Raw genomic sequence first — 12,656 nt, 5'->3', positions numbered from 1 at the left:
ATGCTTTCAGTCTCGCATCTGACGGCCCGCTACGACGGCCACCTCGCGCTTGAAGATATTAACCTGACGATTGCCGGGCAAGAGCTGGTGGTGGTGCTGGGGCCTTCAGGCTGTGGCAAAACCACGCTGCTGAATCTGATTGCCGGTTTTCTGACGCCGGAGTCGGGCAGCATTACGTTGGACGGCCAGCGCGTAACCGGGCCGGGAGCCGAGCGCGGCGTGGTGTTTCAGCATGAAGGGCTGCTGCCGTGGCGCAACGTGCTGGATAACGTCGCCTTTGGCCTGCAGCTGGCCGGGATGGATAAAGCGACGCGCCATCAAACGGCCCGTCAGATGCTGAAAAGCGTCGGGCTGGGCGGCGCGGAAAAGAAATTTATCTGGCAGCTTTCCGGTGGGATGCGCCAGCGCGTAGGTATCGCCAGAGCCTTAGCCGCCGATCCGCAGCTGCTGTTGCTGGATGAGCCTTTCGGCGCGCTGGATGCCTTTACCCGCGAGCAAATGCAGGAGCTGCTGCTGAACCTGTGGCGGGACAGCGGCAAGCAGGTGCTGCTGATTACGCACGATATTGAAGAGGCGGTTTTTCTGGCCAGCGAGCTGATCCTGCTGTCGCCCGGCCCCGGCAAAATTATCGAGCGTCTGCCGCTGGCGTTTGGCCGCCGCTATGCCGCCGGCGAAGCCTGCCGCAGCATTAAATCCGATCCCGCTTTTATCGCCACGCGGGAATATGTATTAAGCCGGGTGTTCCAACAGCGCGAGGTGTTTTCATGAGCCTGTTATCCACGGAGAAAGTCGCGGTGCGCCGATTGAGGCTGCGCTGGCCGTTTGGCCGTCAGCTTACCCTGAGCGTGGCGACCCTGCTGGTGCTGCTGGGCATCTGGTGGGCAGTAACCGCTTTTGGCCTGATCGCGCCGCTCTTTCTGCCCGCGCCGCAGCAGGTTTTCCATCAGCTGCTGGTGGTTGCCGGCCCGCAGGGTTTTATGGATGCGACGCTCTGGCAGCATCTTGCCGCCAGCCTGACAAGGATAGCGATAGCGCTGCTGGCGGCCACGCTGATCGGCGTGCCGGTTGGTATCCTGATGGGGCTGAACGCCACCGCGCGCGGCATCCTTGACCCGCTGATTGAGCTGTATCGACCGGTGCCGCCGCTGGCCTATCTGCCGCTGATGGTGATCTGGTTCGGTATCGGCGAAACGTCCAAAATCCTGCTGATCTATCTGGCCATCTTCGCGCCCGTGGTGATGTCCACGCTGGCGGGCGTCAAAAGCGCGCAGCAGGTTCGTCTGCGCGCCGCGCAGTCGCTGGGCGCCAGCCGCTGGCAAACGCTGTGGTTCGTGGTGCTGCCCGGCGCGCTGCCGGAAATTTTAACCGGGCTGCGGATCGGTCTTGGCGTCGGCTGGTCAACGCTGGTGGCCGCCGAACTTATCGCCGCCACGCGCGGGCTGGGCTTTATGGTGCAGTCCGCCGGTGAATTTCTGGCAACCGATGTGGTACTGGCAGGCATCGCCGTTATCGCGCTGATTGCTTTTTCGCTTGAGCTGGGGCTGCGAGCCTTACAGCGCCGTTTAACCCCCTGGCATGGAGTCACATCATGAACGAACGTCTGTCTGTTACCGCGCTTGGCCCCTATATCGGCGCGCTGGTCGCTGACGTGGATCTCAGCCGCCCGCTGAGCGACGCGCAGTTTGAGCAGCTTTACCATGCGCTGATCCGTCATCAGGTGCTGTTCTTCCGCAATCAGCCCGTTACGCCTGCCCAACAGCGAGCGCTGGCGGCCCGTTTTGGCGATCTGCACATCCATCCCGTCTATCCGCACGCGCCGGATGTGGAAGAGATTATCGTGCTGGATACGCATGATGATAACCCGCCGGACAACGATAACTGGCACACCGACGTGACCTTTATCGAGACGCCGCCGGCCGGGGCGATCCTGGCGGCAAAGCAGCTGCCGGAAACGGGTGGCGATACGCTCTGGGCCAGCGGCATTGCTGCTTACAACGCGCTTTCAGAGCCTTTTAAGGCCCTGCTTGCCGGCCTGCGGGCGGAGCACGACTTCACCAAATCGTTTCAGGAATTTAAGTATCGCGGCAGCGAGGAGGAGCATGCGCGCTGGCGGCAGGCCGTGGCGAAGAATCCGCCGCTGCTGCATCCGGTCGTGCGCACGCATCCGGTTAGCGGCAAGTCGGCGCTGTTTGTTAATGAGGGATTCACCACGCGCATTGTCGATCTCAGCCCGAAAGAGAGCGACGCGCTGCTGAATTTCCTGTTTGCGCATATCACCAAACCGGAGTTCCAGGTGCGCTGGCGATGGCAGCAGGACGATGTGGCGATTTGGGATAACCGCGTGACCCAGCACTACGCCAATGCAGACTACCTGCCTGCACGGCGGATTATGCATCGCGCCACTATTCTGGGCGACAAGCCTTTCTATCAGCCTGGCCGGGCATAAACGCCACGGCCTAATCGGCAGGCATAAGATTACGCGTAAAGTTGTGCACGTCGGCCTCTTTCCTGCGGCGGTACAGTTTGGCTTTGCGCGCGCCGGTAGCTACGCTCTCGCCCGTTTCCTCAAACATCTCTGAGGAATCAAAGCGGCGGATCAGGCTTTTCCGCTGCACCGGGCGGCCAAGGATGGCTTCGGTGGCTTCCTGTAGCTGAGTCAGCGTAAAGCGTTCCGGCAGGCAAAACACCGGCAGTAGCGTATACAGCGTTTTTTGCCGCAGCCTTTTTAAGGCGCTGGTAATAATAGTCTGGTGATCGAAGGCGATATCCTTGCGCTGCATCACGGTGTTGACCGGCAGCCACGCGGCGTCGCTGACATCGCCGCTGTACGATCGACAGCTCTCCTGCGCAATCAGCGCATACCAGGCGGTGGTCAGGCTCCAGCCGCGCGGGTCGCGATCGGGGCCGGAAAAAGTTTCGAGCTGTTCCAGCCACGGCGGAACCACACCGGTTTTCTCCTGCAGCTTCCTTAACGCGGTGGCGCGCGTTGAGGCATCATGCTGCATATCGATAAACCCTCCCGGCAATCCCCACCAGCCTTTTTGCGGATGATTGGCCCGCTGTACCAGCAGTACGCAGAGCTGTTGCTCGTGCAGCGTAAAAAGTACGCTGTCGACGGTCACAATTGGAGAGGGGTAGCGCGAGGCGTCGTAGCTGGCCAGATACTCTGATTCTGAAAGCATAAGCTTTTCCGTAAATAATTGTCGCTCAGACACATTAGCATTGCGGACGGATATCCTGCAATGTACGACCGCCTTTTCATTTTTTTAATCATTATTAATCAGCTTGTTAATTGATTTTTCCTTCAGGGAGGTAAATTCCACTTGCTAAATAATGTCACAGGGACAATTATATAAATGTCACAAAGACATTATTAGCCCCGGAGGAAAACAATGCTGCTGGAACTCTTTCTTGATGGAAACAAAGTCGCGCTGGAAACAGGCCGCTTTCCCGATGGCGCAGTCCGCGTAAGGCTGCTGCCGCCACGGCTTCCCCGGGCGGAAAAATTGAAAATCCGCGCCACGGCCATGCGCAATATGGACGATTTGATGCTGCTGGCGCAGGTTATGGACGCCGCCCGCAGCCAATACGATTTGCACTGGACAACGCTGGAGCTGCCCTGGCTTCCCTATGCCCGTCAGGACCGCAGTATGCAGGAAGGCGACAGTTTCGCCCTGAAGATCTTTGCCGGTTTTTTGAATCAGCTGGGCTTTGACCGGATACGGGTGCTGGATCCCCATAGCGACGTGGCGGGTGCCGTGGTCAATAACATGGTGGCTATTCCGCAGCACCTTTGCCTGCGACACAGCGCGAACCTGATAGAAAAACTGCAAAGCGGCATGATGCTGATGGCGCCGGACGCGGGCGCGCTAAAAAAAATCCACGCTGTTGCGCAGCAGGTGGCGGCCCGCGAGTACGGCATCCTGGGGAAACACCGCGACCTGAGCAGCGGTGCGCTGAGTGGTTTTTCACTGCTGCAGGGCGACGTAGCCGGCAAAGATGTGCTGATAGCCGATGATTTGTGCGATGCGGGCGGCACCTTTATCGGCTCGGCCGCGGTGCTGCGTGCGGCGGGCGCGCGTTCGGTCAGCCTGTACGTTACCCACGGCTTGTTTAGCCGGGGCGTCGCCGCGCTGTTGCAGCAGGGCATCGACCGTATCTGGACGACGACTTCAGTAGCCGATCCGGCGATAGCCGGGGAGCGGGTTGAACTGATTGATATTGAAACTATTTATAACAACGAAGGAGCGGCCCATGCGCATTAATCCCATTCTGGCTATCGACGGCTATAAAACCTCCCATCGCGAACAGTACCCGCAGGGAACCAGCCGCATTTACTCAAATTTTACGCCGCGCGGTAACCGCTTTTTTACCTCGCCGCTGTCGGATAACCGGCTGGTATTCTTTGGGCTACAGGGCTTTCTGCAGTGGTTTATGGTCGATCTGTTTAACGAGGCGTTTTTTGCCCGACCCGAAGAGGAAGTCGTCACGGAATACCAACAGCTGATGGACAGCTATCTTGGCAAAGCGCGTATTGATGTGGAACACATCCGGGCGCTGCATCGCCTGGGCTATCTGCCGCTGGAAATCAAAAGCCTGGATGAAGGCAGCAAGGTGCCGATGCAGGTGCCGGTTCTGACCATTACCAACACCGTTGATGATTTTTTCTGGCTGGTTAATTACCTGGAAAGCGTGATGTCAGCAGAATTATGGAAAGCCTCTACTAACGCCACTATCGCTTACCATTACCGGCTGGTCTGCGAGCGTTGGGCGGCCCTGACCTGTGATGACCAGAGCCATCTGGATTTTCAGTGCCATGATTTTTCGCTGCGGGGCATGTCCGGGCTGCACGATGCCGCCCAGGCGGGCGCCGGCCATCTGCTGAGCTTTACCGGCACCGACAGCATTCCTTCGATTCTTTATCTTCGTCAGTACTACACGCCGCCCAAAGACTATTTTATTGCGGGCAGCATTCCGGCGACGGAGCACAGCGTTATGTGCATGGGCGAAGAGCAGGGAGAGATCGCCACCTTTCGTCGTCTGATCACCGAGCTCTATCCCCACGGCTTCGTTTCCATCGTCTCGGATACCTGGGATTACTGGAAGGTGCTTACGGAATACAGCCGCGAGCTGAAAGCAGACATCATGGCGCGGCAGGGGCGTCTGGTTTTTCGCCCGGACAGCGGCGACCCGGTGGAGATCCTTTGCGGAACCAGCGACGATAGCGACAGCGATCCGGCGCGGACGCCACAGCAAAAAGGCTCGGTAGAGGTGCTGTGGGATATTTTTGGCGGCACCGTTAATGCGAAAGGCTACCGGGTGTTGGATGAGCACGTTGGGCTGATCTATGGCGACTCGATTACGCTGGAGCGGGCTAACCAGATCCTTGCCCGTCTGGAGGCTAAAGGTTTCGCCAGCAGCAACGTGGTCTTCGGCGTCGGATCTTATACTTATCAATACAGTACGCGCGATACGTTCGGCTTTGCGATGAAGGCGACATGGGGCGAGGTGCGGGGCGTTGAGCGTGAGATTTTCAAGCAGCCAAAAACCGACGGCGGCCTGAAAAAATCCGCCAGAGGGCTGCTACGGGTAGAGCGGGATAGCGCAGGCGACTACTACCTGTTGGATCGGCAGAGCCGGGAGCAGGAGCAGGGCGGCGAACTGAAAACCCGTTTTTTAAACGGCAAACTGCTTAACGCTGAGGATCTGTCCACGCTGCGTCGACGCCTGGCGGAGCGGTAATCAGGTCGGGAGAAAGAAACCTTTCTCCCGGCTCTGTTTATGAAGCCAGCATCGTTTCGAGCTGCTCCTGCGCATCCAGCCAGTCCATCTCGCACGCTTCCAGCGCGGATTTCGCTTCAGCCTGCTGCTGCAGCGCCGCCGTAAGATCGGCCTTGCGGCTCTGATCGTACAGCGCGGTATCCGCCAGCTTTGTTTCCGCATCGGCCAGCGTGGCGTTGAGTTTTTCCATCTGCTTTTCCAGCTTTTCGATCTGCTTGCGCAGCGGCTGCGTTTGCGTGCGCAGTTCCGCCTCGCGGCGCTTCTGATCCTTTCTGGCCTGCGCGCTGTTGCCGCTCTCCTGTTTAGGTTCAGCGGCGGCGCTGGTCTGCTTTTGCAGATCGCTCAGCCACTGCTGGTAGTCTTCCAGATCGCCGTCAAAGGCTTCTACTTTACCGTCGTGGACCAGGTAGAGATCGTCAGTGGTGGAGCGCAGCAGATGGCGGTCGTGCGAAACCACCACCAGCGCCCCTTCAAAATCGATCAGCGCTTCGGTCAGCGCCTGGCGCATATCCAGATCGAGGTGGTTGGTCGGTTCATCCAGCAGCAGCAGGTTAGGGCGCTGCCAGACAATCAGCGCCAGCACCAGCCGCGCTTTTTCGCCGCCGGAGAAGCGTTCGGTCTGCTCGGTGACCTTATCGCCCTGAAAACCAAAGCCGCCCAGGTAGTCGCGCAGCTGCTGTTCCAGCACTTTTGGCGCCAGCCGCACCAGATGCTGCAACGGTGATTCATCCGCCCGTAAGAATTCCAGCTGATGCTGGGCGAAGTAGCCGAGCTTGATGCCTTTCGCCAGGCCGATATCGCCTTTCAGCGGCGCCAGCTCGCCGGCCAGCAGCTTAATCAGCGTGGATTTGCCCGCGCCGTTGCGGCCCAGCAGACCGATGCGCGAGCCGGGAACCAGGTTCAGCTTGATAGAATCCAGAATGATGCGATCGGCATAGCCCGCGCTGACTTTTTCCATCTTCAACAGCGGATTAGGCAGGCTTTCCGGCGCGCGGAAGCTGAAAGTAAAAGGATTATCGACGTGGGCGGGCGCGATAAGCTCCATGCGCTCCAGCATTTTGATGCGGCTTTGCGCCTGCTTCGCCTTGCTGGCCTTGGCCTTAAAGCGGTCGATAAAACTTTGCAGATGCGCCACCTTCTGCTGCTGGTTTTCAAACATCGACTGCTGCTGCGCCAGTTTGGTGGCGCGCTGGATCTCAAACGAGCTGTAGTTGCCGGTGTATTCAAAGATCGACTGCTGTTCGATATGCAGGATTTTATCCACCACGGGATCGAGAAAGTCGCGGTCGTGGGAAATCAGGATCAGCGTACCCTGATAGCTTTTCAGCCAGCGCTCCAGCCAGATCACCGCGTCCAGATCGAGGTGGTTGGTTGGTTCGTCAAGCAGCAGCAGGTCGGAGCGGCAAATCAGCGCCTGCGCCAGGTTCAGGCGCATCCGCCAGCCGCCGGAGAAGTCGCTGACGGGCCGCTGAAGCTGCTCCTGAGAAAAGCCCAAACCGTTAAGCAAGCTGGCGGCGCGCGACTGTATTGTCCATGCCTGGACGGCGTCCAGCTTGCCGTGCAGCGTGGCGATAGCGTGCCCGTCGTCGTTCTCGTTGGCCTTCGCCAGCTCCGCCTGCAGCTGGCGGTACTCGCGATCGCCATCAATGACATATTCGATAGCGGGCGTATTCAGCGCGGGCGTCTCCTGGTTAACCCAGGCCAGCGACCAGTTGCCCGGATAGGTAAAGCTGCCCGCATCGGCGCTTATCTCGTTCTTAAGCAGCGACAGCAGCGTGGATTTACCGCAGCCGTTTTTGCCTACCAGCCCCACTTTCTGACCGGGATTGATGGTGGCGGAGGCGTTATCCAGCAGGACGCGCACGCCGCGTCGGATTTGTAACGATGAGAAGAGAATCATAAGCGCCGTAATAACCAGAATATGTTAAATTGAAACATCATAAATGCTTTGCGGAATGCACGATTCCGCGGTGTCGAGCATGGTAGCGGAATTTCCCCGCCGTGACGACGATTTGGAGGGGATTGATGTCGCAGCCGCCCAAAGTTTTGCTGCTTTACGCGCATCCGGAATCCCAGGACTCGATTGCCAATCGGGTTTTGCTGGAGCCGGCTAAAGCGTTACCTAACGTGACCGTTCACGACCTGTACGCGCACTATCCAGACTTTTTTATTGATATCCACTACGAACAGCAGCTGCTGCGCGAGCATGACATCATTGTTTTTCAACATCCGCTTTATACCTACAGCTGCCCCGCGCTGCTGAAGGAGTGGCTGGATCGCGTGCTGTCGCGCGGCTTCGCCAGCGGCCCTGGCGGCAACGTGCTGGAAGGAAAATACTGGCGCAGCGTGGTGACCACCGGCGAACCGGAAACGGCCTACCACCAGGAAGGGCTTAACCGTTATCCGCTGTCGGCCATCATGCGGCCGTTCGAGCTGACGGCGCAAATGTGCCGTATGCACTGGCTGACGCCGATGATTATCTACTGGGCGCGACGGCAGACCCCGGAAGTCATGAAAAATTATGCGCGCGCCTACGGCGACTGGCTGTCGTCACCTTTGCCCTATGGAGGCACCTGAATGGAAGGACAAACCCTGCTCACGGCTGGCGTGGTCTATCTTTTTGCGGCGGTTATTGCCGTTCCGATCGCGGCCCGGCTCGGCATTGGCGCGGTGCTGGGCTATCTGCTGGCCGGTATCGCTATCGGGCCATGGGGACTGGGCTTTATCAGCGACGTAGAGGAAATTCTGCATTTCTCCGAGCTGGGCGTGGTCTTCCTGATGTTTATCATCGGCCTGGAGCTGAATCCTTCCAAACTTTGGGAGCTGCGGCGCTCGATTTTCGGCGTTGGCGCGGCGCAGGTTATTTTCAGCGCGGCGATACTGGGCGGCCTGCTCTGGCTGACCGACTTCTCCTGGCAGGCGGCGGCGATCGGCGGTCTTGGCCTGGCGATGTCCTCTACGGCGATGGCGCTGCAGCTGATGAGCGACAAGGGCATGAAGCGCAATGAATCCGGCCAGCTGGGCTTTTCGGTGCTGCTGTTCCAGGATCTGGCGGTGATCCCGGCGCTGGCGCTGGTGCCGCTGCTGGCGGGCGGCGACAGCGGCCACACCGACTGGATGAAAGTGGGCATGAAGGTGCTGGCGTTTGCCGGGATGCTGGTCGGCGGCCGTTTTCTGCTGCGGCCTATTTTCCGCTTTATCGCCGCTTCCGGCGTGCGGGAAGTTTTTACCGCCGCTGCCCTGCTGCTGGTGCTGGGATCGGCGCTGTTTATGGACGCGCTGGGGCTGTCGATGGCGCTGGGGACCTTTATCGCCGGCATTCTGCTGGCGGAAAGCGAATACCGACACGAGCTGGAAGTCGCTATCGATCCTTTTAAAGGCTTGCTGCTGGGGCTGTTCTTTATCTCGGTAGGCATGGCGCTGAATCTGGGCGTGCTTTATACCCATATCGTCGAGATTTTAGTGGGCGTGGTGCTGCTGGTCGCGATCAAAGCGGGCGTGCTTTATCTGCTGTCGCGTATCTTTGGCCTGCGCAGTTCTGAGCGGCTACAGTTTTCGGCGGTGTTGAGCCAGGGCGGCGAGTTCGCGTTCGTGCTTTTTTCCGCCGCCTCGTCGGCAAAACTGTTCAGCGGCGACCAGATGCCGCTGCTGCTGGTGACGGTAACGCTGTCGATGATGACCACGCCGCTGCTGATGCAGAGCGTGGATAAAATCCTGGCGAAGCGGTTTAACGACGGCGACGACAGCGAAGAGAAGCACTTTGTCGAAGACGACAAGCCGCAGGTTATCGTGGTCGGCTTCGGACGTTTTGGTCAGGTGGTGGCGCGTTTGCTGATGGCCAACGAAAAGCGGATCACGGTGCTGGAGCGCGATATCAGCGCGGTCAGCCTGATGCGAACCTATGGCTATAAAGTATACTATGGCGATGCCACCGAGCTGGAGCTGTTACGCGCCGCAGGCGCAGAAACGGCGCAGTCTATCGTCATTACCTGCAACGGCCCGGAAGACGCGATGGAAATCGTGCGGCTCTGCCAGCATCATTTCCCGCATCTGCAAATCCTGGCGCGGGCGCGCGGCCGCGTGGAGGCGCACGAACTGTTGCAGGCCGGCGTCACCCAGTTCTCGCGTGAAACCTTCTCCAGCGCGCTGGAGCTTGGCCGTAAAACGCTGATGTCGCTGGGGATGCATCCGCATCAGGCCTTTCGCGCGCAGCAGCACTTCCGCCGTCTGGATATGCGCATGCTGCGCGAGCTGATGCCGAACCACGGCGACAGCCAGCAGATTTCCCGCGTGAAAGAAGCCCGGCGCGAGCTGGAAGATATCTTCCAGGCCGAAATGCGGCACGAAAAGCGCCAGTTTGACGGCTGGGACGAATCGGAATAGGGCGGGGCGAAAGCCTCTTACTGAGTCGGCATCGCTTTGCGTTGCCTTTTATTTAATCGGAAAACCTATGCGTAAAAGATTTATTGCCGGGGCGACTTGTCCAAAGTGCCAGGCTAAAGATACCCTTGCTCTGTGGGTTGAAAATAATGTCGATGTGGTTGAATGCGTTAAGTGCGGTCATCAGATGCGCGAAGCAGACAAGCATGTTCGTGACGAAGTTCGCACTAATGAGCAAGTGATCGGAATTTTTCATCCTGAGTAGCGTTATGGCTCAGCTTTTTTTAAGCTGTATCTTACAGCGGCGTTGAAATTCATTACAATCAGCGCAAACTCAGAGCTTGCCGGCAAATCCGCCGATGTTTCAAGCTCTCAACGGTTAGGAGTAATCATGAAAGTAGCAAAAGACCTGGTAGTCAGCCTGGCATATCAGGTACGTACGGAAGACGGTGTGTTGGTTGATGAGTCTCCGGTGACCGCACCGCTGGACTATCTGCACGGTCATGGTTCCCTGATTTCTGGTCTGGAAAAGGCGCTGGAAAATCACGAAGCCGGCGACAAGTTTGAAGTGCACATCGCAGCTGACGAAGCCTACGGCCAGTACGACGACAACCTGGTGCAGCGCGTGCCGAAAGACGTCTTTATGGGCGTTGATGAACTGCAGGTTGGCATGCGTTTCCTGGCGGAAACCGATCAGGGCCCGGTACCGGTTGAAATCACCGAAGTGGAAGATGACCACGTGGTGGTTGACGGTAACCATATGCTGGCTGGCCAGAACCTGAACTTCAACGTGGAAGTGGTGGCGATCCGTGAAGCTACCGAAGAAGAGCTGGCTCATGGCCATGTTCACGGCGAGCACGACCATCATCACGATCACGACCACGATCATGACCACGGCAAAGGCGGTTGTGGCACCGGCGGCTGCGGCTGCAGCCACTAAGCTTAAATGAAAAAAGGCCACCGATAAGGTGGCCTTTTTTTTGGCGCGAAATCAATAGTGCGGCGGCGGCGTCTCTTCCGACTGCGAGGCGACCATTGACGGCGCTGCCGCCTTCAGTTTGTCGGTCAGCAGGCGCATCTGTTCGCGCAGGCGGGCCATTTCCAGCTCGTGATGAACCACCGTCTGGTTCAGCTCTTCGATAGTGTGCTCCTGAAAGGCCAAACGGCTTTCCAACAGCTCTAAGCGCTGCTCAAACACGGATTGTTGCATATTCTTTCCTCTTGCTGCCGCCAGGGCTGGATTGTTCCGATTCTAACGACAAAAACCGGGCCAGCACAGGCATAGCCGGTTTAATTTCGCCCTTACCGTTGAAAAAAGCCCTGGTTGCCTGCATCTTCATAGTGAAACTTTCGGACAGACAAGCGGTCGGAAGTAGTTAGTTTTCATTGCGAGAGTATGCAGTTTGCTCGCGCACGGTTGTTAGAGTACAGGCTCTGTCTGTAAAACGATTTCCGAGGTGAGAGGCTTCGGTTTTGGAGAAATGGATGAAATCACTATTTAAAGTCACACTGTTAGCCACCACCCTGGGCGTTGCGCTGAACGCACCGCTGGCCTCAGCAGCCGAAACCGCCGCGGCGCCATCAGCTCCAGCCGCACAGCAGGCACCGAAGAATGCCGCGTTTACAAACGAAGACCAGCAGTCTGCCTATGCACTGGGCGCATCGCTTGGCCGCTACATGGAAAACTCGCTGAAAGAGCAGGAGAAACTGGGCATCACGCTGGATAAGCAGCAGCTGATCTCCGGCGTCCAGGACGCTTTCGCCGGCAAGAGCAAGCTTTCCGATCAGGAGATCGAGCAGACCCTGCAGGCGTTTGAAGGCCGCGTGAAAACCGCCGCTCAGGCGAAGATGGAAAAAGATGCGAAAGAAAACACCGAGAAAGGCAACGCTTTCGCGACTAAATTCGCCAAAGAAAAAGGCGTGAAGAAAACCGAATCCGGCCTGCTGTATCAGGTAGAGAAAGAAGGCACCGGCGACGCGCCGAAAGACAGCGATACCGTAGTGGTTAACTACAAAGGGACGCTGATCGACGGCTCCGAGTTCGACAACTCCTACACGCGCGGCGAGCCGCTCTCTTTCCGTCTTGACGGCGTGATCCCTGGCTGGACCGAAGGCCTGAAGCACGTGAAAAAAGGCGGCAAGATCAAGCTGGTGATCCCACCGCAGCTTGCCTACGGTAAAAACGGCGTACCGGGTATCCCGGCTAACTCTACGCTGGTGTTCGATGTAGAACTGCTGGACATCAAACCGGCCGCTAAAGCGGACGCTAGCGCGCAGGCACCGACCGAAGCGCCAGCCGCTGCCCAGACCAAATAATGCCCGTGCCGCCACGCTCGTGGCGGCATTTTCCCCGCTTTTTCCTCCCCCGCGCTATGTCCACAAGAAATACATGACAAAGGTCAGGACAGGCATTTCCGATATTTGCTAGACTGACGCTCTTCGAAACTAACCTGCGCGAGCCGCATACCGCGGGCTCTTTTAAGGGTGGTGTCTTA

Annotated in this window: 13 protein-coding genes; 10 read left to right on the top strand and 3 right to left on the bottom strand. The window is 58.1% G+C overall.

Annotation, left to right across the window (positions count from 1 at the left end; translation table 11 throughout):
- From tauB to tauD, 3 genes are read left to right on the top strand one after another with little or no spacing between them, the layout of a single operon-like run.
- Window positions 1-768 carry a taurine ABC transporter ATP-binding subunit gene (gene tauB, locus ACA373_RS18360; protein ID WP_370734928.1) on the top strand — a complete coding sequence of 256 codons (768 nt, stop codon included), beginning with the start codon at window positions 1-3 and terminating at the stop codon, window positions 766-768.
- A complete protein-coding gene (gene tauC, locus ACA373_RS18355) occupies window positions 765-1,592 on the top strand; it encodes a taurine ABC transporter permease TauC (RefSeq protein WP_253457706.1) in 828 nt (275 codons plus the stop codon). The genes tauB and tauC overlap by 4 nt, the downstream gene beginning before the upstream one ends.
- The gene (tauD, locus tag ACA373_RS18350) at window positions 1,589-2,446 is read left to right on the top strand and encodes a taurine dioxygenase (protein ID WP_125289843.1); all 858 of its coding nucleotides are present in this window, start codon (window positions 1,589-1,591) and stop codon (window positions 2,444-2,446) included. The genes tauC and tauD overlap by 4 nt, the downstream gene beginning before the upstream one ends.
- A 10-nt stretch (window positions 2,447-2,456) precedes the next feature.
- On the opposite strand, the gene ACA373_RS18345 is transcribed toward tauD, so the two are convergent.
- On the bottom strand, window positions 2,457-3,182 hold the full coding sequence (locus tag ACA373_RS18345) for an NUDIX domain-containing protein (RefSeq protein WP_253457709.1): 726 nt from the start codon (window positions 3,180-3,182) through the stop codon (window positions 2,457-2,459).
- Window positions 3,183-3,392: 210 nt separating this feature from the next.
- Between ACA373_RS18345 and prs the strand changes: the two genes are divergently transcribed.
- Both prs and ACA373_RS18335 read left to right on the top strand, forming a co-directional pair.
- Window positions 3,393-4,265 carry a ribose-phosphate diphosphokinase gene (gene prs / locus ACA373_RS18340; RefSeq protein ID WP_370734927.1) on the top strand — a complete coding sequence of 291 codons (873 nt, stop codon included), beginning with the start codon at window positions 3,393-3,395 and terminating at the stop codon, window positions 4,263-4,265.
- A complete protein-coding gene (locus ACA373_RS18335) occupies window positions 4,255-5,742 on the top strand; it encodes a nicotinate phosphoribosyltransferase (protein WP_370734926.1) in 1,488 nt (495 codons plus the stop codon). Before prs ends, ACA373_RS18335 begins: the two co-directional genes overlap by 11 nt.
- 37 nt (window positions 5,743-5,779) lie before the next feature.
- On the opposite strand, the gene ACA373_RS18330 is transcribed toward ACA373_RS18335, so the two are convergent.
- Entirely contained in the window at window positions 5,780-7,681 is a 1,902-nt protein-coding gene (locus tag ACA373_RS18330; RefSeq protein WP_301251817.1) for an ABC transporter ATP-binding protein, read from the bottom strand.
- Between the two features lie 125 nt (window positions 7,682-7,806).
- Between ACA373_RS18330 and kefG the strand changes: the two genes are divergently transcribed.
- From kefG to slyD, 4 genes are all read left to right on the top strand, one after another.
- Entirely contained in the window at window positions 7,807-8,358 is a 552-nt protein-coding gene (gene kefG, locus ACA373_RS18325) for a glutathione-regulated potassium-efflux system ancillary protein KefG (RefSeq protein ID WP_125289994.1), read from the top strand.
- A complete protein-coding gene (gene kefB, locus ACA373_RS18320; protein ID WP_253457721.1) occupies window positions 8,359-10,164 on the top strand; it encodes a glutathione-regulated potassium-efflux system protein KefB in 1,806 nt (601 codons plus the stop codon).
- A 67-nt stretch (window positions 10,165-10,231) separates the two neighbouring features.
- On the top strand, window positions 10,232-10,426 hold the full coding sequence (locus ACA373_RS18315) for a YheV family putative zinc ribbon protein (protein WP_125289837.1): 195 nt from the start codon (window positions 10,232-10,234) through the stop codon (window positions 10,424-10,426).
- Window positions 10,427-10,552: 126 nt separating this feature from the next.
- A complete protein-coding gene (gene slyD / locus ACA373_RS18310) occupies window positions 10,553-11,101 on the top strand; it encodes a peptidylprolyl isomerase (RefSeq protein ID WP_125289836.1) in 549 nt (182 codons plus the stop codon).
- A 51-nt stretch (window positions 11,102-11,152) separates the two neighbouring features.
- Here the strand turns inward: slyD and ACA373_RS18305 are convergent, their stop codons facing one another.
- Window positions 11,153-11,371: a protein SlyX gene (locus tag ACA373_RS18305; RefSeq protein ID WP_125289835.1), complete on the bottom strand. Its 219-nt coding sequence runs from the start codon at window positions 11,369-11,371 to the stop codon at window positions 11,153-11,155.
- A 275-nt stretch (window positions 11,372-11,646) separates the two neighbouring features.
- Here ACA373_RS18305 and fkpA point away from each other — a divergent pair, with 275 nt between their 5' ends.
- Window positions 11,647-12,477 (top strand): FKBP-type peptidyl-prolyl cis-trans isomerase, encoded by an 831-nt coding sequence (gene fkpA, locus ACA373_RS18300; protein ID WP_253457725.1) that lies wholly within the window; start codon window positions 11,647-11,649, stop codon window positions 12,475-12,477.
- Window positions 12,478-12,656: the final 179 nt, after the last annotated feature.

The sequence above is a fragment of the Erwinia sp. STN24 genome (genome assembly GCF_041320675.1).
GTDB lineage: Bacteria > Pseudomonadota > Gammaproteobacteria > Enterobacterales > Enterobacteriaceae > Erwinia > Erwinia aeris.
Note: the sequence above shows the minus strand (reverse complement) of the source record. Positions and strands in the feature narration are given on the sequence as shown.

Coding starts and splice junctions, on each gene's coding strand:
- ACA373_RS18330 (WP_301251817.1), bottom strand. CDS start 7,681: ATGATTCTCTTCTCATCGTTACAAATCCGACGCGGCGTGCGCGTCCTG.
- ACA373_RS18315 (WP_125289837.1), top strand. CDS start 10,232: ATGCGTAAAAGATTTATTGCCGGGGCGACTTGTCCAAAGTGCCAGGCT.
- tauC (WP_253457706.1), top strand. CDS start 765: ATGAGCCTGTTATCCACGGAGAAAGTCGCGGTGCGCCGATTGAGGCTG.
- ACA373_RS18345 (WP_253457709.1), bottom strand. CDS start 3,182: ATGCTTTCAGAATCAGAGTATCTGGCCAGCTACGACGCCTCGCGCTAC.
- fkpA (WP_253457725.1), top strand. CDS start 11,647: ATGAAATCACTATTTAAAGTCACACTGTTAGCCACCACCCTGGGCGTT.
- ACA373_RS18335 (WP_370734926.1), top strand. CDS start 4,255: ATGCGCATTAATCCCATTCTGGCTATCGACGGCTATAAAACCTCCCAT.
- tauB (WP_370734928.1), top strand. CDS start 1: ATGCTTTCAGTCTCGCATCTGACGGCCCGCTACGACGGCCACCTCGCG.
- prs (WP_370734927.1), top strand. CDS start 3,393: ATGCTGCTGGAACTCTTTCTTGATGGAAACAAAGTCGCGCTGGAAACA.
- slyD (WP_125289836.1), top strand. CDS start 10,553: ATGAAAGTAGCAAAAGACCTGGTAGTCAGCCTGGCATATCAGGTACGT.
- kefG (WP_125289994.1), top strand. CDS start 7,807: ATGTCGCAGCCGCCCAAAGTTTTGCTGCTTTACGCGCATCCGGAATCC.
- ACA373_RS18305 (WP_125289835.1), bottom strand. CDS start 11,371: ATGCAACAATCCGTGTTTGAGCAGCGCTTAGAGCTGTTGGAAAGCCGT.
- tauD (WP_125289843.1), top strand. CDS start 1,589: ATGAACGAACGTCTGTCTGTTACCGCGCTTGGCCCCTATATCGGCGCG.
- kefB (WP_253457721.1), top strand. CDS start 8,359: ATGGAAGGACAAACCCTGCTCACGGCTGGCGTGGTCTATCTTTTTGCG.